Annotated in this window: 10 protein-coding genes and 4 pseudogenes; 7 read left to right on the top strand and 7 right to left on the bottom strand. The window is 70.8% G+C overall.

Annotated features, from left to right (window positions below; all coding sequences use genetic code 11):
• Nucleotides 1–171 precede the first annotated feature (171 nt).
• A pseudogene (locus OC490_RS12045) lies at nt 172–576 on the bottom strand (LLM class flavin-dependent oxidoreductase); the annotation flags it as partial.
• On the opposite strand from OC490_RS12045, the gene OC490_RS12040 reads away from it, so the two are divergent.
• Nucleotides 521–835 (top strand): hypothetical protein, encoded by a 315-nt coding sequence (locus OC490_RS12040; protein ID WP_262057937.1) that lies wholly within the window; start codon nt 521–523, stop codon nt 833–835. The pseudogene OC490_RS12045 and the gene OC490_RS12040 overlap by 56 nt on opposite strands.
• A 52-nt stretch (nt 836–887) precedes the next feature.
• On the opposite strand, the gene OC490_RS12035 is transcribed toward OC490_RS12040, so the two are convergent.
• The 5 genes and pseudogenes from OC490_RS12035 to OC490_RS12015 form a co-directional block, all read right to left on the bottom strand.
• Nucleotides 888–1,040: a hypothetical protein gene (locus tag OC490_RS12035; RefSeq protein ID WP_262057869.1), complete on the bottom strand. Its 153-nt coding sequence runs from the start codon at nt 1,038–1,040 to the stop codon at nt 888–890.
• Between the two features lie 7 nt (nt 1,041–1,047).
• Nucleotides 1,048–1,620 (bottom strand): PH domain-containing protein, encoded by a 573-nt coding sequence (locus tag OC490_RS12030; protein ID WP_262057868.1) that lies wholly within the window; start codon nt 1,618–1,620, stop codon nt 1,048–1,050.
• Between the two features lie 79 nt (nt 1,621–1,699).
• The gene (locus OC490_RS12025) at nt 1,700–8,101 is read right to left on the bottom strand and encodes an RHS repeat domain-containing protein (protein WP_262057867.1); all 6,402 of its coding nucleotides are present in this window, start codon (nt 8,099–8,101) and stop codon (nt 1,700–1,702) included.
• A 180-nt stretch (nt 8,102–8,281) separates the two neighbouring features.
• Nucleotides 8,282–12,073, bottom strand: a complete 3,792-nt coding sequence (locus tag OC490_RS12020; protein WP_262057935.1) for a LamG domain-containing protein — start codon at nt 12,071–12,073, stop codon at nt 8,282–8,284.
• A gap of 446 nt (nt 12,074–12,519) precedes the next feature.
• Nucleotides 12,520–12,642 (bottom strand): annotated as a pseudogene (locus OC490_RS12015) (zinc-binding dehydrogenase); the annotation flags it as partial.
• Between OC490_RS12015 and OC490_RS12010 the strand changes: the two are divergent.
• The 3 genes and pseudogenes from OC490_RS12010 to OC490_RS12000 all read left to right on the top strand — a co-directional run.
• Nucleotides 12,642–12,770 (top strand): annotated as a pseudogene (locus OC490_RS12010) (transcriptional regulator); the annotation flags it as partial. The pseudogenes OC490_RS12015 and OC490_RS12010 overlap by 1 nt on opposite strands.
• Before the next feature lie 258 nt (nt 12,771–13,028).
• On the top strand, nt 13,029–13,301 hold the full coding sequence (locus tag OC490_RS12005) for a type II toxin-antitoxin system Phd/YefM family antitoxin (protein ID WP_262057866.1): 273 nt from the start codon (nt 13,029–13,031) through the stop codon (nt 13,299–13,301).
• Entirely contained in the window at nt 13,298–13,561 is a 264-nt protein-coding gene (locus OC490_RS12000; protein ID WP_262057865.1) for a Txe/YoeB family addiction module toxin, read from the top strand. The genes OC490_RS12005 and OC490_RS12000 overlap by 4 nt, the downstream gene beginning before the upstream one ends.
• Before the next feature lie 87 nt (nt 13,562–13,648).
• Here the strand turns inward: OC490_RS12000 and OC490_RS11995 are convergent.
• Nucleotides 13,649–14,878 (bottom strand): annotated as a pseudogene (locus OC490_RS11995) (IS701 family transposase).
• A 359-nt stretch (nt 14,879–15,237) separates the two neighbouring features.
• On the opposite strand from OC490_RS11995, the gene OC490_RS11990 reads away from it, so the two are divergent.
• Genes OC490_RS11990 through OC490_RS11980 form a run of 3 tightly spaced genes read left to right on the top strand, consistent with a single transcriptional unit; the run spans nt 15,238 to nt 22,207 of the window.
• The gene (locus OC490_RS11990) at nt 15,238–16,773 is read left to right on the top strand and encodes a TIGR02677 family protein (protein ID WP_410098607.1); all 1,536 of its coding nucleotides are present in this window, start codon (nt 15,238–15,240) and stop codon (nt 16,771–16,773) included.
• Complete coding sequence (locus OC490_RS11985) at nt 16,770–17,999, top strand: TIGR02678 family protein (protein ID WP_262057863.1); 1,230 nt, start codon at nt 16,770–16,772, stop codon at nt 17,997–17,999. Before OC490_RS11990 ends, OC490_RS11985 begins: the two co-directional genes overlap by 4 nt.
• Nucleotides 17,996–22,207: a TIGR02680 family protein gene (locus OC490_RS11980; RefSeq protein WP_262057862.1), complete on the top strand. Its 4,212-nt coding sequence runs from the start codon at nt 17,996–17,998 to the stop codon at nt 22,205–22,207. The genes OC490_RS11985 and OC490_RS11980 overlap by 4 nt, the downstream gene beginning before the upstream one ends.
• The last annotated feature ends 101 nt before the right edge of the window (nt 22,208–22,308 follow it).

Raw genomic sequence — 22,308 nt, 5'->3', positions numbered from 1 at the left:
CGACGGGGGGTCGATATGCCGGAGGCACTCACCCTCAGCACACCCACCGCGCTCCGCCCGGCACCGAAGAGCTGAATGACGACGGGGGAATGGGGGGTCCACGGTCCGGGGCGCGCGGGGGGCGCTCCGGACCCCGGATCCTGTCGCCCGCTCAGGAGCTGGGCCGGCCGCTCAGAACCCGGCCGCGCGTGCCGCCGTGTACACCTCGGCGTTCACGTCCTTCAGTTCCTCCGCGTCCCGGGCGGCCCACGAGAGGTCGACCAGGAACTCGTCGAGGCCGATGCCGTCGTACGCCATCAGGTCGGTGACGATCTGTTCGACGTCGCCCTGGAAGGGGCGGCGGTCCGGGCCCTCGTAGCGCTTGGCGGTGTCGTCCGGGTTCACGCGGACCACCGTCCGCAGCGGGCGGGTACGGCCGCGCTCGGCGGCGAGCTCCTGCAACTGGCGCAGGCTCGCGGCCACTTGCTCGGGGCCGTCGGCGTACGGCAGCCAGCCGTCGGCGTGGTCGACGAGCCGGCGCATGGCCCGTGGGGAGTTGGCGGGCACCAGGATCGGGATCGGGCGGGCCGGCTTCGGGATCGAGCCGCCCCAGGGGTGGGAGCGCCTGACCGGCAAGTTCGAGAAGAGCCGCCGGGACATCCTGCGGGTACTGGCGCCGAACATCCCCGGAGTCGACGAGGAAGAACTGATCTTCCGCACCCGCTGCGCGGCCGGCCTGCTGAACTGGCTCGCCCTCGCACCCATCGGCACCGAACTGGCCGCGATGCCGGCCGAGCGGTTGGAGCGGCAGCTGGTGCCGGTGGTGACCGGGGCGTTTCGCGGGAGCGCGCAGTAGCAGCGCTTCTGCTACCGCGCTGGTCCGCAGGTTTCCGACTTGCTCGGTTCGGTCAGCCGAGCAGGCCGTCGGGGCACCAGGCGGTGAAGCGACCGCCCTGGACCGTGGCCTCCGTCAGGTGTCCGTGGTCCCGGACGGTGATGGCCGTGACGTCCGAACCTGCCCAGCCGATCACGTAGTTGAGTTCCTGGTCGCCGCGCGTCACGATCCCGTCAGTCCAGGAGCGCGATGACACCCTCGATCACGAGTGCCACCAGGGCGCCCCCGAAGCAGAGCGCCAGGAGGAATTCGGTGATTCCGGAGGCGCCGGTGACACGCACCTCGTCCGCCGCCGGACCCGTACCGGTTCCGCTCTGCCCTGCCGCCGCCAGCCGGCGGCCCTCCTCCAGTGTCCCGATCACCTTGCGGTGGCGGCCGAAGGAGGGCCAGCGGCTGAACGCCTGCACCGGAACCCGTTGGCCGTCGGCCAGGTCGAGAGAGAGCACGCCCGACCGGGGTTCCCAGTCGATACCCGCCAGCGTCTGCCAGGGGATCTCGTAGGTGCTGTAGAGGTTGCGGACCACAAGGACAGAGGCGCTCACGGACGCGGACGGCACCAGTTGTGTGCGCGCCGCCCAGCCGATCACGCACCACAGGGCGAGAAGCAGCGAGACCTTCACCACGCTCACTTCGGGCATCGACCCGACCGCCGCGGCGACCACCGTCACGGGGAGGACCGCGACGAGCAGACCGCCCATGACCCGGCGGTCCCACCAGGGGCTGATGCGCTCCAGGTTCTTCGTCATTTCCTCATTCTCTCCTGCTGGTCCGTTCTCCTCGGGGGCGGTTACGGCACCCCCGAGGAGAACGGCGGGGGTCTGTACGTCAGCCGCCGAACAGGCCGCTGACGCCTCGCCAGGCGCTGCGCGCCCCGCTGGCGATCGCTCCCCCGGCCCGGCTGGCGTTGCTGCCGATCGTGGTGACGGCCTCCAGGGCCTCACCGGTTTTCAACATCGGAACGAATCCGGTCGCCACGCCGACGAGGGCGTTGCCGCAGCCCAGGCTGATGGGGTCGGCGACGCACGCGTCGACTGCGACCACCGCGCTGATGCCGACCCCTACCAGAGCCAGCACGGGCGCCGCGGGGGCGGCTGCCACGCTGAAGAGGCACGCTATTCCGGCGAGGGTCACGAGGCCGCCGGCCAGGGACAGCGCGTCGGCCGAGTCGTCGCTCAGGAACCAGTGGCCGTCGTTCTCCTCCTTCTCTTCGATCTTGATGTTCTTGGACGTGCTCATGCAGTCCTTGGGACTGCCGCTCTGCAGACATGCGTGGAAGAACGAGATCTGGGCCTTGGCCTGGTCCTCGGACGCCGTTCTGATCCAGGACTTGTACTGCGGTTCGGTGAGCCACCGTGTGCCCTGGTAGCCGAGGTCCTTGGTCATCCAGTCGTAGACGATCTTGGGCAGCTTCTTCGTCTTCGCCTTGCCGTTGACGATCGACCCGTCGCCGACCTGCGTGCCCTTGGTGTAGTCCACCGTGCGGGTCTTCGGGTCGTAGCCCACGGCCTGCTGTGTCTTCTTGTCGCAGTACTTCAGGTCGTACTGGCAGGAGTTGGGACGGGAGCCGATCTCGGTGCCGGCCGGGTCGGCGTAGGTGGCGGGGTTCTGGCCGGCGTAGCTGTAGCCGTTGAGGCTCTGCGGGATCTCCGCCTGGAGCACCGGGTCGACGCTGAGGAACTGGCCGATGACCGGGTCGTACTCGCGGGCGCCGAGGTGGGTCAGGCCTGTTCCGCTGTCGGACGGCTGGCCGAGGAAGCCCTTGTCGTCGGGCCAGGTGCCCTTGCCGCCGGTCCGGCTCTTGCCGAACACCGTGGTGTAGCGCTTGGTGAGGGTCTGCGTCGCGTCGGCGGTGATGGCCACGCTGTTGGTGCCCTGCTTGTCCCCGGCGAGCCAGCACAGTTGTGCCGAACCGCTCTGCGTGCTGCGCAGCGCGACCGTGCTCTCGCCGAGGCCGTAGTACCGGTCGGCCCACTTCTTGCCCGCCTTGAGGTGGACCTCCGTGGAGCCGACGTACAGCACCGTGTCGCCGGCCGCGTCCCGGCGGATCAACAGGTTTCCGTCCGCCCCGTAGACGTAGTCCGTGGTGCGGGGGGTGCCGCTGGGGTCCTCGGTCACCTTGGCCAGCCGGCCCTCGTCGTCCCAGGCGAGGGACTGCGTGGCGGAGGCGTCGGGCCGCTTGGTGGTGTTGCCGGCCGCGTCGTAGCCGTAGGTCGCGGTGGCGCCGGTGCAGGAGGCGGTGGTGGTGGTCAGCAGGGTGTGCGGCTGGGTGGCGCCGCCCTTGTAGCAGTAGTTGAGGGTGGTGACGGTGCCGTCGGTGCGGTGCTCCTTCTCGGTCGCGCGCTGCCCGCCGTCGGTGTAGGTGTAGCTCGTCCAGTACGGGGCCGGGCCGGCCAGGGCCGTGGCGCTGGGCGTGGCGGAGCAGTCGGCGCCGGCGGGGGTCCAGGCGTCGGTGACGCGCTGGTAGCCGTCGTAGCCGAGGCACTGGGTGTCGGCCGCGCCGGTGCCGCCGAGGGTGGTGGTGTCGGAGATCTTGGTGACGTTGCCGGCCGTGTCGTACGAGTAGAAGAGGTTCAGCGCGTCGTAGGCGTGGGCCTGGCCGCGTGCCTCGGTGCGCAGCAGCCGTCCGGTGCCGTCCTCGTAGTCGTGGACGATGTCGACCTTCATCACCCCGGTGGCCTCCGAGACACCGAGGCGCTGGGTGGAGACCTGGGAGAGGTCGGTGTAGGTGGTGCCGAGGACGATGCCCTGTCCGCCGGCGCTGAGGGTGGTGGCGAGACCCCGGTCGCTGTAGCCGTACTCGACCTTCTCGGCGGCAAGGCCTGCGACCGCGGGTTCGTTGGTGTACTGCAGGGTGCCGTCGATGTTGTAGTAGCTGGAGAAGTCGAGCGTGTTGGAGGCCAGTGCCCCGGAGGAGACCAGGGAGTCGCCCGCGGGCAGCGTCAGCCGGGTGCCGGTGGCGTGGTACTGCTTGTCGTACGCGGTGACGCTCTGGGTGTACGCGGATCCGGTGCTGGTGGCGCCGCCCACGTACCGGGTGGAGGAGGCCGGCTGGCCCTTGCCTCCGGTGACGGTGTCGTACTCGGAGTGGGTCAGCTTGTTGGCGTCCGTCTTCTGCGCGGTGAGCACCGTGGCGCTGGTGAGGTCCGCGTTCACGGCGGACTTCCAGGTGTCGGTGACCCGGCCGAGCACGTCGTAGCCGGAGACCACGGCGTGGCCGGTGGCGTCCTTCGTCCAGGACACCTGGTCGAGGGCCGTGTAGCCGGTGGCCGTGGTGCCCTTGTCCGGGTCGTTCGCGGTGATCTGACGGCCGTACAGGTCGTAGGTGTAGGACCAGGCGGCGCCGTCCGGGCCGGTGATCGTCTTGTTCCTGCCGTCGGGCGTGAACGTGAACCGGGTGCCGGTGTGGGCCGCCCCGGTGGTGCCGCCGAACTCGGTGTCGGTGGGTGAGGTGCCCGCGTACTGGCGTTCCTCGACCGTGCGTCCCAGGGCGTCGGTGATGGTGCGCTTGGCGGAGCCGCCCGGGATGCCCGTCGTGCTGGTGGAGTCACCCGTGTAGGTGTTGGTGGTCTGCCACTGCTGTACGCCGCCGGTCAGGAAGGTGGTGGTGACGGGCCGGCCGGCCGCGTCGTAGCCGGTCTTCGTCAGGCGGGGCGCCTCGCCGTACTCGGCCTGCGTGTACGTTCCCGACGGCGCGGCGGCGTCGTAGACGTCCGCGTAGGTCTCGTCGGCCAGTCCCCGGCTGTCGTAGCGCGTGTCGGTGAGGATGCGTCCGCTCGTCGCGCCCGGTGTCTGGGTCTGGATGGTGCGGAGCATCGAGTCGTAGATCTTGTAGCTGGTGGTGTAGGTGTCGCCGTCCGCCTTCAGCGTGCCGGTCGTCGTCCAGGACGGAGCGTCGTTGGTGACGGAGTAGCGGAAGACGTAGCTGGCGCTCTGCCCGCCGCTGTGGCTGCGGTTGGGCAGCCATACGGAGGTGGTCCGGCCCAGCGCGTCGTACGCCGACTCGGTGAGGTTGTTGTTGACGTCGTAGGTCTTCGTCGTCAGGCCGCGCGTCGGGTCGAAGAAGATGTACGACTTCTGCGACTTGGCGTCGGTGGTCTGGGTGCGGGTCAGCGGTCCGGTCGCGGTGGGTGTGTAGACGACGGTGGTGGGGTTGCCGCCCGCGTCGGTGGTGGTCAGGGAGCGGCCGAGGGTGTCGTAGGTGGTGCGGCCGGTGGTCTGCCAGGACGCCGGGTTGCGCTCGCCGCCGGTCGCGGTGGCGGGGTAGCCGCTGGGGCGGCCGGTCCAGGTCGGCTCGCCCTTGGTGGGGGTCTGGGCGGCGCTCCACACGGTGGTGGTGGCGTTGTCGTAGAAGGTGGCCGAGTCGGACAGGACGTCGCCCGCGGTGGCCGCGTTCGCCGGCAGCGAGAGGGCGGTCTCCGCGACGGAGCAGGCCCGGCCCACGACCCGGGTCCGGGAGACCAGGGAGTTGATGCCCAGGGTGTCGTTGCGGGCGTACCAGGTGCGGGTGCAGGTCTCGTCGCCCGACTTCGCGGTGTCACCGGTGTCGTCGACCTTGGACACCATGCCGTAGTCGTCGTAGGTGCTGGCGGTGGAGCGGCTGCGCCAGGTGCCGGAGGCCGTCAGGTACGTGGACGTGGTCGACTTGTCGATGCCGACGTAGTAACTCTCGGTGTCGGCATACGACTTGTGCTGGGTGGCGGTCCGCTTCGACCAGGGGTCGCTGACGGCCACGGTGATCGGCGCGGTGCCGTTGTAGGTGATCTGCTGGCGCAGGAGCCCCGCGAACTGGTCGCTGTCCTTCTGGGCCGGCACGCTCAGGGTGGACACGGGGATGCCGGAGACGCTCACCGAGCGGCGGGCGTCGGGGTCGAGCGCGCCGCTACTGCCCAGGAGCCGGTCGCCGTCCATGCCCTGGAGGTAGACCGAGGTCACCTTGGACAGGTTGCTGCCGTTGCCCCTGGTGGAGGTGACGGTGCCGTAGCCGCGCCAGATCGACCAGGTCCGTTCGTCGGCCGGGGCCAGCGGTGAGTCGTTGTAGTGCCAGGCCGGGTCGGCGTAGGTGTAGCTGTTGACGACGTTCTCGTTGTGGCCGGCCGGGTCGCTGGTGACGACGGCGAGCACCCGGTACTTGTGGAACCAGTCGACCGAGGCTTCCGTGGCTCCGTTGATGTGCCAGTACTGGGGGTAGCAGGACTTGGCGTTGTCGTCCTGGGCGGCGGGCATGTTGCTGCCGCGGACGCACTCCTGGCCGGAGAAGGTCACGTCGGTGATCGCGCCCGTCTCCGAAGTGACCGTGCGGATACGGGGCTTGGACAGCGGCAGGATGTCGTCCGTCGTCGCGTCGACGCGGTTGGGCCGCATGTTGTAGGTGAAGGTGATCGGGGGCAGGGCGAGGTCGGTCCCGGCCTTCCCGGTGTGCACGATGCTCTTGAGCGTCAGCGTCTGGTCCGAGGTGTCACCGATGTCCCCGCCGTCGAGGTACTGCTGGGTCAGCGCCCAGGAGTCGACGGCGGTGAAGGCGCTGGTCTCCGCCGACCACGCGAAGGTGTTGATGCCGCTGAGCCGCTTGCGGGTGAAGAACGCCGGGCCGGTCGCGTGGCAGTCGGCGCCGGAGGCGCAGATCACGTCGAAGGGGACGTCGGGCCAGTTGTCCGAGGTGGAGTCCTTCAGCTCCGAGCAGTCCGCCGCCGTGCAGCGCTCCAGATAGGTGAACTCGACCTTCGCGGAGGTGACCCCGGAGAACAGGGCGTCGGCCCGCTGTCCGTAGAGGATCTTGCTGAGGTAGCCGCCGCGGTCGTAGGACGCGGTTCCGGTGCTCGCGCCGTTCTTGCCGTAGTGGTTGGACTCCTTGGTGTACCAGTACGACATGGCGTTGTCGTGCGTGTCCTCGACGTAGTCCAGGTTCCAGCGCCAGGCCTGGGTGACGGCGCGGCCCGCGAAGGCGCTGCCCTTGTCGTAGCCGGGCTCGCCCGAGTCGTCGCCGAAGACCGGGGTGGTCCATACCGAGTTGGTGCGCTCGGTGCCGGCGCCCTCCAGTTTGTTCAGGCCGAACTCGTAGCGGATGCCGTCGCCGGTGGTGACGGTCCAGTGCTCGCCGTTGTCGTCGCCGTTGTCGGCGCCGGTCGACAGGGTGACGGTGGAGGCGTCGTCGTTCTTGAGCCGCCACGCGCCGCTCGTGTCGTCCTTGACGAGTTCGGTGGCCTTGCCGTTGAGCACCAGGCTGGCGTTGTCGTACTTCCAGCACAGGTCGTTCTTGTCGGTCTGGCCGTCCTCGTCGCAGGACCCGTAGGACCGCTCGACATAGGAGTTCGCGGACAGGTCGAAGCCCTCACCGGCCTGGCTGGTCTGGTTGTTGGTGGCGGCCGTCTGTCCGTCCACGGTGGCCGAGCTGTAGCTCAGGGTCAGCGGCGGGGATGCGCCCGGGGCCGGCGGGACGGCCATCGGGTACGACCAGCTGAACGCGCCCGAGGAGGCGCCCGCCTCCCAGGTCGCCGACGGGGACAGCGTGCTCGCCTCGTAGGTGCCCGTGCCGGAGGCGGATTCGCCGGACGCGGTCGCGGCCAGCGCCAGCACGGTCGGCGCCGCGCTCGCCAGGGCGACCGTGCCGGTCACGGACTGCCCGTCGATGTCGTTGCGGGACGCCACCGGGGTCGTCCTGCGGCACTCGGTCTTCTCCGGAGTGGTCAGGGCGCACTGCGGCAGGCTCACCAGGCCCAGCCGCCCCGCCCAGCCGCCGCCGTACGCGGAGGCGAACCGGCCGTAGTCCACGGCGACCTGGGCGGAGCCGCCCTGCCCGGCGCGGACGCTGAGCAGAACTCCCTTGATACCCAGGGCGGTTGCCGCCTGGTGACCGAGGACCCGCACGGCGGCGGTGCCCGACGCGGCCTTCTTCGCGGTCTTCGGGGCGGTCAGTGCGACGGGCAGTTCGCCTACGGTCGCGGGGGTGGCGGCCGACCGGCCTATCCCCAGAGTGCGGTCGGCGGGGGCGGGCCAGTCGGCCTGCTGCTCGGCGCGGGCCTGCTGGGCCTGGCGGTCGTTGGCCCTGCGCTGCTGGGCGACGCGTTCGCGCGCGGCCCTGGCGCCGGGGGTCGTCACCGCCTTGGTGTCTGCGGTGTCCCGTTTCCACAGCGCCGAGAGGGGCTTGGGCTTGGGTCTCTCGGCCGCCTGTGCGACGGTCAGGCCGCCGGCGGCGAGACTCAGGGCGACCCCGAGCGCCACCCCGGGCATGACCCGTACCTGCCAACGGCGCAGTCGTGACCTTCGTTTCCGGAACATGAGAGATGACCCCCGTGAGAAGTGCGAGAAGGACCGTGTGAGCACCGCGTGAGCACCGTGTGAGCCAGGAGCACGGAAAACGTGCCGGTGCGTCGGCCGGCCCGGGCGTCACCCCGGGCCGGCCGACGGAAATCAGCCGATCATCGTGTCGACCTGGTCGCTGTCCGCGGCGGCACCGGCCCAGATCCGGATGTCGTTGATCCGGCCGGGCAGGTAGTGCCCCCAGGCCCCGCCGACGTACCCCTTGCCGACGGCCAGTTCGGCCGTGCCGACCTTCGCCGTGTACGCGGTCTCCACGTCGTTGCGCGTGGAGTCCAGGTAGAGCCGGATCGTGCCGTCCTGGGCGTCGTACACCCCGGTCAGGCGGACCGCGCCGGTGACGGCGGCGCTGTCGGAGGTCACCGCGTCGAAGCTGCCGTCGCTGTTGCGGCGGCCGAACTTCCAGAACCCGGCCGGGTCCTCGTGCAGGTTCCCGTCGTCGTCGAACCAGGTCTCGGTGCCGGTCTTCTGGTACCACAGGCCCCAGGCCGAACCGTCGGCGCTGCGCTGGCCGAGGACCTGGCCGGCATAGCCGATCTCCTTGGTGCTCAGGGCGGTCCGGTCGAGTTCGACCTCGGTGGTCACGGTGAAGGAGCCGGTGTCGTCGACGACCGGTCCGGTCACGGTGGCCGCGTCGTTCACGCCGTCCAGGACGATCGACTCACCGTCCAGCGCGGCGCCCCCGGACAGGGTCAGCGAACGGCCGTATCCGGTCACCGAGTCGGCCAGCGTGGTGCCGGTCGCGCCCTGCGGATTCCAGTTCGCCATGAGTTCGGTGGCGGTGGCGGTGCCGGTGGCATCCAGCAGCTTGGCCTCCTTGGCCACGTCCGACGGCTGCAAGGCCTCCGGGAAGACCGCGGCCTCGTCGATACGGCCCTTCCAGTACTGCGTGAACGTGCCGTACACATAGCTGGCCCGGCCGATCTGCAGGGGACCGTCGGGAGTCTGGACCTCACCGCCGGCCGGCACGGCGACCGGGGGGTCCTGGGCACGGCCGTTGAGGAACAGCTGGATGGTCGCGGCGTCGGCGTCATAGACGGCGGCGACGTGGGTCCACACCTTCAGCGGCACGCCCTCCGCGGTCGAACCCGTGGTGACGAAGTGCCGTCCCGTGCTGTCGCTCCAGTTGTAGCGGAAGATCCACCGCTTGACGCCGCCCGAGTAGTAGAGGACGAAGCCCGAACTGTCGCTGCCGGTCTGCGACATGACACCCCGGTAGACGGTGTCGTCCGTGAGGTACGCCCAGGCGGACACGGTGTAGGAGGACTGGGTGTTGACCACCGGCCCCGCGGTCGCGGCGTACCCCGTCTGCCGGGTGGCGTCGGAGTTGTCGTTCAGCACCAGCGACCTGTCCTGCGAGCCACGGCGGCCGAGGCCGGACCAGCCCGCGCCGGTGTTGTAGAGGGTGGCCGGGTGCCGTACCCCTTCGGTCGTCGCGGAGTCGGACGCGTTGGTCTCGCCGGAGCCGACCGCGCTGTCGTTGAAGTTCCACCGGGCCGAGGCGCCCTTGCTCTCGGCGACGTTGATCCGGACCGTCGTCGTATCGCCGGACTGCCCCGTTCCGACGCTGTCCACCGCCCGCACGTACAGCACCTGGAGGCCGGACAGCACGGGCTTCACCGAACGGAGCACCGAGCTCGTGCCCGCCACCTTGGTCCACTTGGTGTCGGTGGCGAGCTTGTACTCGAACGCCACGATGTTGGCGTCGGCCGCGTTCTTGGTGAAGAGGAACGCGCCGGGCTTCCCCGGCCCGCCGGTCGCGGCACCGCACCCGTCACCGTCGACCGGGCACACGTCGTAGAGCGAGCCGGCCGGGTTGGTGATCGTCGGGGCCTTGGGCCGGGTCGAGTCGATCGTGAAGTAGCACCAGCCCTTGGTCGTCACCGTGCTGTGGGCCTCGATGTTGTTCGCGCCGTTGTTGTAGTAGGAGCGCGAGGACACCGCCATTCGGTACGGGGTGTTCTGCTTCAGCGTGATCGGCGAATCCTCCGTGACCTTGACGCCGTCACCGACATAGCCGGAGGAGGGCCGGACCGGCTCGGTCGCCACGTCCCAGGTCCCGTCGGTCTGCTTCTCCTGCACGGTGAAGTGGGCCCGCAGGTTCGCGGCGCTCTCACCGCCCGCCTCCGTCTGCACCACACCGCTGAGCTTCGGTTTCGGGTTCGACAGCCACGCCGGGTCCGCCGGGTCCGTCTCGCACGAGGTACCCACGATCGGGCTGGTGGGCACACCCGGCAGACCCACATAACTGACATCGAGTACGGCGTCGTCGTCGAACCGCTTCCAGCCGTTGGGGTCGGACTCGTTGCCCGCCTTCAGCATCAGCGTGAGCCTCGCGAAGCCGCCGGCCGCGAAGGACTTCACGGTGTTGGTGAGGTTCTCGTAGCTCTGCGTCGGGTCGTCGTTGAACTCGATCGGCGCGTCCGGCTGGCTCGGGCTGCACGCGTCGCCGCGGCCGGCCGAGACCGTACGGTCGCCCATGACGTCCCAATTGCTGGTCGGACCCGGCCAGTTCGTCGCCGACGAGATGTTCGGCGTCCGGACCAGCTGTACGACCGTCCGCTCGCAGGACATCGAGAACCGCTCGGTCACCCGGAACGTCGCGTCCAGCACCCGCTTGCCGCGCAGCGCGGTCGGCGCGAACTCGAAGTACATCCGCTGCTTGTAGCCCGAGCCGCAGTAGTAGCCGATGCCGCCCGTCACGTACGTCCCGCAGTAGCCGATGCCCTCGCCGTCGCTGCCACCGGAGAAGTTGTAGAAGGTGTCGCCGTCCGAGGACAGGAGCGTGCGCTCCGACTCCCCCCAGGTCACATCGGGGTCGACGTACACCGGGTAGACGGTGTCGTCACCGGTCAGCAGCCCGGCGTCGGGCACGACGGTGATCGAGTCGGCGTCCGACGTCACGGGCAGCACGGCGGTGACGTCACCATCACTGGGGCCGGCGGCGGGGTCGGGGGCGGATTCGCCGTTTTCGACGGTCGGGTCTGCGGTGGTGGCCGAGGAGGTGTTCCCGGGGGTCGGGTCCGCGGTGGTCGCCGACTCGCCGTTCTCGGCGGTCAGGTTCTTGGCGGTGGCCGACGAGGTGTCCTCGGCGGTGGTCGGGTCCGCCGCGGTGACCGAGGAGGCGTCCTCCGTGCGGAGCGACATGGTGGACGCTCCGGTCGTCGCCGCGTCCCCAGCCGCGTCCCCAGCCGAGTCCCACTGCCGAGCGGTGGGGCTGCGGAACACGGCATTGCCGTTGTCGTCGACGGCGTCCAGGCCGCCACCGCCTCCGTCCCGCAGGGTCAACCCCCGCGCCTCGACGGGAAAGTCCAGCGACTTCAGTTCGCCGCTCTTCGCCGCCTCGGCCGACTTGACGACGAGAACCTGGCGGTAGCCCTCGCCGGTCGCGGTCATCCGCAGGTCCACTCCGGGCAGCACCTCCCGGTACACCGCCGAGGCGCCGTCCAGGGTCGGCTCGGGCAGCTCGCCCGGCCAGCCGACCGTCAGCGACTTGCCGCCCTCCGCGACGGTCACCAGGCCGGCACCGTCCCCGCCGCCGGAGAAGGACACGTCCGCCACCGCCGCCTTCGGGCCGATCGTGCCGTCCGCCCGGCGCTCCAACGTCGCGTCCGGCGCGGCCCACGATCCATCGTCCTGCTTCACCCGGACCGGCGCGGTGGACATGCTGAGGGAGAAAGTGGAGCCGTCAGGATTCGCGTATGTCGACGTGTATTCGGTGCGCTTTCCGGCGATCTCCACGCGCTCACCGGTCGCCATGGCCTTCTCGGCGGCTTTCTCCGCCTCGGAGGTCTTCTCGGCAGAGGATCGGGAAAGCGAATCCGCGTGCGCCGCCGAAGCGGTCGCGGTGACGCCGACCGCAGGAATCCCCGCCAGTACGGCCATTGCCGTCACGAACCCCGCGATATCTCTCAACCGCCGTCTGCGCGCGCGAACATGACGGTACGTCACAACTGATGCCACAACAGCCCCCGTAGCCCGATGCTTCAACATCTGGTCACAAGTTCTACGCGGATTGAGCGCGCACGGTCAAGATCTGCCCAAGATCTAACCAAGACAGTTATCCGTCGCGGCTCGCGATACATCACGGCCGCGCGGCCAAACATGAATTGTTGGAAAACTACGGGGAATTACACGGGAAACGACCGACGACCGACGGCTGACGGCTGACGGCTGACGGCTGACGGCTGACGGCTGACGGCTGACGGCTGACGGAATGAGTGATTCGCAGAAAGGGCGAGCGCGGATATCCCTCACGACCACGCGACCGGGTCGGACGGTGAGGCCGAGTCTGCCCTGTTCGACGAGGTCGACGAGGTCAACAAGACCTCGACGAGCTCCGCCTCCCCCTCGGCGACCACCGTCACCAAGTGACCGCCCGGGCGCAGCACTTGGAGCGACCGTTCGGCGGTGTGGCCGCCGATCGTGTCGAGTACGACGTCGACGTCACGGACCACCGCCCCGCGTCGAGTACGAACTCACCCCACTCGGGGCGACGTTGATCGTTCCCATCCACACACGGACCGAGCGGGCGAGGGCGAACGGCGACGCGGTGCTCGACGCACTCGACGCCGAGCCGAAGAAGACGCCGAACCCGACGAAGGGCCCCGACCGACCCAAAGGACCAGGTCAGAGCCCCGATGGCAGACGAGCCGGGCCGTACGCCGGAGATAGGTTCGATGCCCGAGGAAGCATCCTCTGAGCTGCGCAGGCGTTCCGCGGGACCAGAGGCCGTGCACATCGCGTGCACACCGACCCGGAGGCCACCCCTCTGAGCGGTACGAATTTTCGTACCAGTCTGGTACGATATTAGGTACTGGACTGCGAGAGGATGTGTGCCATGACCCTTACCGCCAGCGAGGCACGCAAGGAACTTTTCCCCCTGATCAAGAAGGTCAACGACGACCACGCGCCGGTACGGATTCACTCCAAGAACGGTGACGCCATCCTCATGTCGGCAGAGGACTACGACGCCTGGCAGGAGACCATCTACCTCCTGCGCTCGCCGGCCAACGCCCGCCGCCTCATGGAAGCTGTCGCCCGCGACCGTGCGGGCCAGACAGGGGTCACCAAAACCCTGGAGGAGCTCCAGGAACTGGCCGGTGACGAGTGAGGGACGTCAACTTCGACCCAGCCGCCTGGGACGACTTCCAGCACTGGCTTGCGACCGACCGCAAGATGGTTCGCCGCATCGTCCGCCTCATCGGCGAGATCCAGCGCGATCCCTTCAACGGCATCGGTAAGCCCGAGCCGTTGAAGGGGGACCTCTCCGGCTACTGGTCGCGACGCATCGACGACGAACACCGTCTCGTCTACCGAGCCGACAACAAAGAGGTCAAGATCCTCAAGGCTCGTTACCACTACACCGACTAGTAGGACTCCGTTAGGTCGAGTTAGATCTTGGTGATTGGCGTCTGGGCAGGGGTTGATGGCATGTGGTGCAGACGCCGGTCCAGCAGTTCAGCAGGTCCTGGATGGCGTCGAGGGTCTGGTAGAGGGTGAGGCCGGTGTGTCGGCTTTTGGGGCCAGGCGCTGTTCGGTGAGGAAGGCGTGGGCGGCGGTGACCAGGGTGACGTGGTGGTGTCAGCCGGTCCAGGAGCGGCCCTCGAAGTGGTCCAGGCCGAGGCCGTGCTTGAGTTCCCGGTAGTCGTGCTCGATGCGCCAGCAGATCTTCGCCAGGCGGACCAGTTCGGCCGGCGGGGTCTCGGCGGGCAGGCTGGACAGCCAGTAGTCGGTGGGCTGTTGGGCGTTGTCGGGGCCATTCGGCCAGCAGCGTCACGTCGGGCATTACGCCGTCCCAGCGACCGTGTTCGGCGATGGCGGCGACCTGGGCCAGGCGGCGGGAGCGGATGCCGGCCAGCCGTACCCGCAGTATCAGGAAGCGTGAGCGCATCGGTCCGCGGGAGCCTTCCCGCCAGGTCATTTCGATGAACGCCTGCCGCCCATAACCGGCCGCCAGCGCGGCCATCGAGAAAGGCTTGTCGCAGTACGGGACTGCGGCCTGCGTCCGTTGCCCGACCATGCCGGGGTGGTGGGCTGCGCCTCGTGCGGGTGCACGGTCACATCGGAGCGGACCTCGACGACATAGCCGATGCCCCTGCCGGTCAGGCCGTCGCGGAAGTCGGCGTTCTGCCCGTAACCGGCATCGGCCACCACCACCGGCGCCACCAGCCCCCACCCCGCCAGCTCATCCAGGACAACCAGCGCCAGGCGCCACTTCTCCCGGTGTCCGACCTCATCGGGCACCTGGCAGCGAAGCCTGCGTTCGGCATCGCTGTCCCACTCCCGGGGCAAAAACAGCCGCCACTGCGACGGGACGGAAGCGGCATGGGTCACCGCGTGCACGCTGACCGCCACCTGACAGTTCGCCTGCTTGCCCAGAGCGCCGCAGTACTGGTGAGCGACAGCGACCGACATCTTCCCGTCCTTGGGAAACGACACGTCGTCGACCGCCCACGCATCCGGGCCGATCAGCGGCACCGTCCGCTCGGCGATCCGCCGCCGCACCGGCACCGGATCCCAGGTGGACTGGTTCACGAACTGCTGCAGGTTCTGTTCATTGCCGTCCGGCAGCCGCGCAGCCATGACCTGGACGGACTTGCGGCGGCCGTCCGTCATCAGTCCCCGCAGATAGCAGTCGCTCTTGGCCCGCCGATCCTTCCGCGCCACCGAGGCGAACACATCCGCCACGAATTACGCCAACTTCGCCCGGGCACGGTTCACTTCATGTGCGTCCACCCACCATGCCGCTGAACACCACCGACAGAAGGACCTAACGGAGTCCTACTAGGCCGGTTCACGCGAACCGGCCAGTCCTCTTGCATTGCCCTGCAGCGGCACGCGGTTGCCGCCCCCTGTCGACCGGCAACTCGGCCCACGGAGTACGGGCGACTGCGCAGGCGGCGAGGGCCCCACCCCGGCGTGACCCTGCGCGAAGATCAGGCCACGATTGCCACAGAGAGGCGTCCGTCGGGGAGAATGCCTGAACGATGACGTCGACGCCTTCCGGACCGGCCCGGGCCGGGTATACGCCCTTCGCTCATCTCACCGTGCCCAACGCAGCCCTCTACCGCCGGGTGATGGGAGCGTTCCTGGCCGCCAAGGAGCGCTTCGCCGTTCACCTGCGGCCCGAGGACGTGTTCGCTGCGCTGCCGCCGGAACACCGGCCCGCCGACGTGGACACGGTGGTCAAGGCGCTGGACAGCCTTGTCGACTGGGGCAATCTGCGGGCGGATCCGGACACGTCCCGGGTCACCGCGGTCGAGGACTTCTACCGCAAACGCTTCATCTACCAACTCACCCAGGCCGGCGAGGCAGCCGAGCAGGCGCTGTCCGCTTACGACGAGGCGCTGGGGCGGAGCGGTGCGCTGCAGGCGGTGGCCCTGCACGACATCGTGACCCAGTTGCGGGCCCTGCTGGTGCTCGCCGCCGAGCGGGAGGAAGGCGAGCCGGACGCGGCCAAGACGCATCTGGCGCTGTCCGCTCTGACGAGCCGGTTCGAGGCGCTGGCGGAGAACGCACGGGCCTTCATGGGTTCCCTGCAACGCACGATCGACCTGCACGGTGTGGAGGTCGAGGTGTTCCTCGCCTACAAGGACCGCCTGATCCAGTACCTGGAACGGTTCATCCAAGACCTGATCACCCTGGGCGGTCGGATCGCCCTGCTCATCGGCGAGTTGGAGGAGCAGGGCCGGGTCGGCGTGCTGCTGCGGCTGGCGGCGGCCCGGGAGGCGGCCGACGCCGCCCCGGGTGAGGCCGAGAGCGCCGAGGCGCGAGCGTATGAGCGGTGGGTGGCCAGGTGGTCGGGGCTGGCCGCCTGGTTCGTGTCGGCGGAGGGCCGCGAGTCGCAGGCCCGTCTGCTGCGCGGCCGGGCTCTTGGTGCCATCCCCCAATTGCTGGCAGTCGTAAGGCAGTTGAACGAGCGGCGGGCCGGGCGCTCGGACCGCTCGGCGGACTTCCGCACCCTGGCCCGCTGGTTCGCCGAGGCGCCCGACGACGCGGCGCGGCACCAGCTGTGGCGTGCGGCGTTCGGGTTGTATCCCGCACGTCATCTCACCGTCGACGCCGATACCCTCGACCGGCGCGCCGCCCGCCCGGTGGCCGCCTCCACCCCGTGGGCCGAGGCCGAGCCGCTGCGGATCAGCCCGCAACTGCGCCGTACCGGCAGCTACGAGCGGCGCGGCAGGACCCGCCGGGTGCAGGACCGGTCCGAGCAGCGCAAGCGCCTCGCCGAGATCGCCGTCCAGCAGGCTCGGGAGATCGCGACGGCCCGGGCCGTCCTCGCGACGGACGGCACCACGAGGCTGTCCGCGCTCGGCGAGCTCGACCCGCTCGCCTTCGGCCTGTTCCTGCAACTGCTCGGCGACGCCCTGGCCACCTGGCGCCCCGGCATGACGGCCACCGTCGCGACCAGCAACGACGGCACCATGGAGATCCGGCTCACGGCCTTGACGGACGGTACGAGAGCCAGGATCCGCACCCCGGGCGGCACCTTCCGCGGCCCCGACCACCTGGTCGAGATCACCGACCTCACCCGAACCGGCCGGACGCGCGCCGCCGGCCCTTCCGGCAGGGAGCAGTCATGACCACACCCCTGGGCGAGGTGCTGGACGGCCGGCGCACTGCCGAGTTCCACAGGGCCGCCCGCGCGCTGCTGAAGGAACCGCTGCTGCTCGCGCACGGCCCGCACGCGGAGGAGTTCCGGCTGGTCCGCCGGCACTCCCGCGACCTGCGCGACTGGTTCGACCGCAACACCGGCTGGCCGCTGCGGGTGGACGCGGACGCGGCACGGCTGGCCAGGGCACCCGGCACCCTGGCCGACCCCACCCATCCGGCCCGCGAGGCCTCCCGCGCCCGCGCGCCGTTCACCCGCCGCCGCTATGTGCTGCTGTGCCTGGCGCTGGCCGCACTGGAGCGCGGCGAGGCGCAGATCGCGCTCGGCCGGCTGGCCGAGCAGGTGGTCCTGGACGCAGCGGATCCCCATCTGGCCGCCGCCGGGATCGAGTTCACGCTGGAGCGGCGCGAGGAGCGGCTGGATCTGGCGTCGGTGGTACGGCTGCTCATGCACTACGGCGTGCTGCGACGGGTGGCCGGGGACGAGGACGCCTACGTCAGCGGGGCGGGCGATGTGCTCTACGACGTCCAGCGTCGCGTCCTGGCCGGACTGCTCGCCGCCCGCCGCGGCCCGTCGATGATCACCGCGGGCGGTTTCGAGGACCGCCTGACGGAGCTGACCTCCGAGAGCGCGCTGGACAGCGACGAACTTCGCTTCCGCGCCATCCGCCAACGGTTGACCCGGCGCCTGCTGGACGACCCCGTGCTGTACTACGCCGAGCTGATCGACGAAGAGCTCGCCTATCTCACCCGTCAGCGCGCCTTCATCACCGCCCGGATCACCGAACTGACCGGTCTGGTCGCGGAGGTGCGTGCCGAGGGCATCGCGATGGTCGACCCCCTGGACGACCTGACCGACGTACGGATGCCCGAGCAGGGCACGCACGGACACGTCACCCTGCTGCTCGCCGAGTACCTCGCGACCACCGACGGCGCGGTAAGCCGCGGTGAACTGGAGTGCCGCGTACGCGAGTTGAGCACCGAACACGGCGGCTTCTGGTCCAAGAGCGCCAAACAGCCGGGCGCGGAAGCGGAGTTGGTCGACCAGGCCCTGGCCAAGCTGACCTCGCTCGGCCTGGTTACCGCCACCCAGTGCGGCGTCGCCCCACTGCCGGCGCTGGCCCGGTACGCGGTCGGCAAGACCGTCGTACGGGATCCGGGAGTCCCCGCCCCTCGTACTTCTCAGCGAAAGGCATGACCGCCGTGACCGCCCTGCCCACCCCCGCGCCCGGCCGGTGGCGTCCATTGCGCATCGGCCTGGTCGATCTCTTCTACTACGACACCGAGGAGTTCTGGTTCAGGGACGGACGGCTCCTGTTGCGTGGCAACAACGGCACCGGCAAGTCCAAGGTCCTCGCCCTCACCCTGCCCTTCCTCCTGGACGGCGACCTGTCCGCGCGCCGCGTGGAGCCCGACGCGGACCCGGGCAAGCGCATGGAGTGGAACCTCCTGCTGGGCGGGCAGCATCCGTACCCCGAGCGGCTCGGCTACACCTGGATCGAGTTCGGCCGCCACGACGAGGCCACCGGACAGGACCGCTTCCTCACCCTGGCCTGCGGGCTGAAGGCGGTGGCGGGGCGGGGAATCGCCCGTCACTGGTACGCCGTCACCGACCAGCGGATCGGACCGGAGCTCAGTCTGCTCGACGCCACCGGCACCGCGCTGTCGCGGGACCGGCTCGCGGAGGCTCTCGTCGGGCGGGGCATGGTGTACGACACGGCCACGGCGTACCGCAGGGCTGTGGACGAGGCGCTGTTCGGTCTGGGTGAGCGCCGGTATGCGGCCCTGGTGGACCTGCTCGTCCAGTTGCGCCAGCCGCAGCTGTCGAAGCGGCCGAACGAGACTGCTCTCTCGCGTGCGCTGACCGAGGCGCTGCCGCCCATGGACCAGGCGGTGATCGCCGATGTGGCCGAGGCGTTCCGGTCCTTGGACGAGGAGAAGGAAGAGCTGCGGGCGGCCACCGAGGCCGAGCGTGCCGCCTCCGCCTTCCTGGACCACTACCGCCGCTACGCCCGCGTCGCCACCCGCCGCCGTGCCCGGCTCCCCCGCCACGAGCACGCCCGCTACGAACAGCTGAACCGTGACCTCACGCAGGCCCAGACCGAGCGGTCGCAGGCCGAGGAGGACAGGGAGCGGATCGTCGGGCGGCTCGTGCGGCTGGAGGAGAGTGCCGCACGGCTGAAGGCGCAGGAGGCCGCGCTGCGCGAGGGCCCGGAGATGCGCAGTGCCCGGGAGTTGGAGCAGTCGGCGGCAGACGCGCGCCGCACCGCCGGGGAGCTTTCCCGCACCGAGGCGGACCGGGAGCAGGCCGCCCAGGCGCACACCCGCGCCCTGGGCCGCCTGGAGAGTGCCGACAGACGGTTCGCGGCGGCCGAGGAGCAGGTCGCGGACACGCTCGCGCGCGAGCTGGAGGCGGCCTCGGCCGCCCGCCTCGACGGCGATCTGCGCATCGAGGGCGCGCCGGAGGCCGAACTGCGCCGCGCGGCCGAGGAGTCGGTGGCGCGCAGGCGGCGCACGGTCGACCACGTGGAGGAGATGGCGTCCCGCGCCGAGGAGGCCGCCGCCGAGCGGCGCGCCGCCGCCCGCCGGCTGGACGAGGCGCAGACCGAAGCCGGGCACACCGCCGGGCAGCAGGCCCAGGCGGAAGCCGCCGCTGCCGGGGCGGGCCGGGAGCTGGTCGCCGCCGTACGCGAACACCTCGACGTATGCGAGGAATTGACCCCACAGGACCCGGTGGGCCTGCTGGACGGTCTGCAGGACTGGGTCACCCATCTGCGTGGTCCCTCTCCCGCGCGGGTGCATGCCGCCGACGCCCATCGTGCCCGGGCCACGGACCTGGCCGACCGGACGGCGGCACTCGGCCAACGGCTGACCGAACTGAACACCCGGTGCGCCGAGAGCGAGCGGGAGCTGGCCGACCTGGAGGCCGGCGGCCAGCTCGGTCCCACCGCGCCGCACACACGTGCACCCGACGTGCGCGAGCAGGCGCCCGGAGCGCCCCTGTGGCGGTTGGTCGACTTCCACGATCACATCACCGCCGGTGAACGCGCGGGTCTGGAGGCGGCGTTGGAGGCCTCCGGGATGCTGGACGCCTGGGTGTGCCCGGACGGCACCGTCCTGCACACGGACCTGCACGACGTCCTGCTGTCACCGGGCGCCCCGCTCACCGGGCCGGTGCTCGGCAACGTGCTGCGCCCGGCGGTCGACCACGGTGATCCGCGCGCCGTGGCGGTGGGCGAGCAGACGGTGGCGCGCCTTCTGGCTGCCGTGGGGCTCGGCTCCGGCGGCGACACCTGGGTGGCCTCGGACGGCCGATTCAGCGTCGGAGCGCTGACCGGCAGCTGGTCGAAGCAGGCCGCCGTATACGTGGGCGAGGGCGCCCGTGAAGAGGCGCGCCGGGCCCGGATCGCCGCTCTGCGCGGCGAACTGGACGCTCTGGCAGGCCAGTTGAACGAGCTGGAGGCCGAGCGGGCAACGGTGGCCGGACGACGCCGCACTCTGGATGCCGAACTGGCCGCCGTCCCCGACGACGCAGCCCTGCGCCACGCACACGCCCTGGCCGCGGCCTCCGCGGACGCAGCCCACCGGGCCCGCGCCCGCCAGGACGAACGCTCGGCCGACCTGGCCGCGGCGGCCGGTCAGGAAGCCGAGACCGCCACCGAACTCGCCGACACGGCAACGGCCGTGAACCTGCCCGCCGACCGTCCGCGGCTGCTCGTCGTCCGCCAGGCGCTGGCCGACTACGCCGCCGTTCTGGCCGCTCTGTGGCCCGCCCTGCGTGAGCGGGCAGTTGCCGGACGCGCGGTGGCCGACGAGCGCGCGGAAGCCGAGGAGGCCGGCGCGCGGGTGGCCGAACTGGCCCTGCGCGCAGAGGAGTCGGCCCGCCTGGCGGCCGCCGCCGACGAACGGCACACCACCTTGCGTTCCACCGTCGGTGCCGCCGTCGCCGACCTCGAACGGCGCCTGGCCGCCACCGCCGAGGCCCTGGTCGCGTGCGACCGCGACCAGCGCCGCTCCCGCGAGGAGCACACCGCCGCCGGACGGCGGGTCGGCCATGCGGAGGGCCGTATCGAGCAGCTGGAGAAGGACGTGGACGAGGCCGCCGCCTCCCGCGCCGAGGCGATCGCCGCGCTCCAGCGGTTCGCGGCCACCGGACTGCTGGCCGTTGCGCTGCCCGAGGTGGCCCTGCCCCCGCTGGACGGCGGACCGTGGGCGGCCACCCCGGCCGTCGCGCTCGCCCGCGCCGTCGAGGCGCAGCTGTCGGGCCCGTCCGGCACCGACGACTCCGACGGCGCCTGGGAACGCGTCCAGAAACGGCTCAGCGAGGAGTACAAGAAACTCCAGGACGCCCTCTCCCGCGGCGGCCACACCGCCACCGCCCGCATGGTCGAGGACGGCATGGTCGTCGACATCGTCTACCAGGGCCGCCGGCGCACCGTGCCCGACCTGGCCGCGGCCCTCTCCGCCGAGGTGACCGAACTGGCGCACATCCTGTCCGCGCACGAACGCGAGATCCTCGAAACCCACCTGCTCACCGAGGTCGCGGGCACCCTGCAGGAACTGATCGCCGCCGCCGAGCGGCAGGTGCGGGCCATGAACGCCGAACTGCTGGAGCGGCCCACGTCCACCGGCATGAAGCTGCGTCTGGTGTGGCGCTCCTCGCGCAAGGCGCCGACCGGGCTGGCCCAGGCAAGGGAGCGCCTGCGCCAGTCCGCGGACGCCTGGGCGCCCGAGGACCGGGCGGCGGTCGGGGAGTTCCTGCAGGCCGAGATCGCCCGCCGACAGTCCGACGACACGGCGGGCAGCTGGCTCGAGGTGCTCACCGCGGCGTTGGACTACCGGTCCTGGCACGAGTTCGGCATCGAGCGGCACCAGCACGGCGCCTGGGTTCCGGCCACCGGTCCCGCCTCCGGCGGCGAACGCGTCCTGGCCGTGTCCGTACCGCTGTTCGCCGCCGCCTCCTCGCACTACGCCACGGCCGCCCCCGACGCCCCGCGCCTGGTCACCCTGGACGAGGCGTTCGCGGGCGTGGACGACGACTCGCGGGCCAAGTGTCTGGGCCTGCTGCACGCCTTCGACCTGGACGTGGTGATGACCAGCGAACGCGAGTGGGCCTGCTACCCCCAGGTCCCCGGCATCGCCATCGCCCAGCTCTCCCGCGTCGACGAGATCGCCGCGGTCCTGGTGACCCGCTGGGAATGGGACGGCACCGATCGCGTACGGGGCGATGAACCGGACCACCGCCTGGCGACCCTCCCCGCCCAGGCGGCTCCCCCGGGTGCCGCGGGTGCCCCGGGTGCGGGTGCCGCGGGTGACCTGGGTGCGGGTGCCGCGGTCAGCGCGACGGCACCCATGCACGCCGACGGCAACGGCACCGACCCCGGCCAGGACCCGCTGTGGGCATGAACAGGCCCGGACAGCCCGGTCCTCTCCCCGCCCAGGCGGCTCCCGCGGCCACCACGTTCGGGGCGGCAGCACCCCTACCCACCGACGACACCGACCTCCGC

It is taken from the genome of Streptomyces sp. STR69 (assembly GCF_024519455.1).
Lineage (GTDB): Bacteria > Actinomycetota > Actinomycetes > Streptomycetales > Streptomycetaceae > Streptomyces.
The sequence above is the reverse complement of the archived record's forward strand: the minus strand, read 5'-3'. Positions and strand labels throughout refer to the sequence as shown.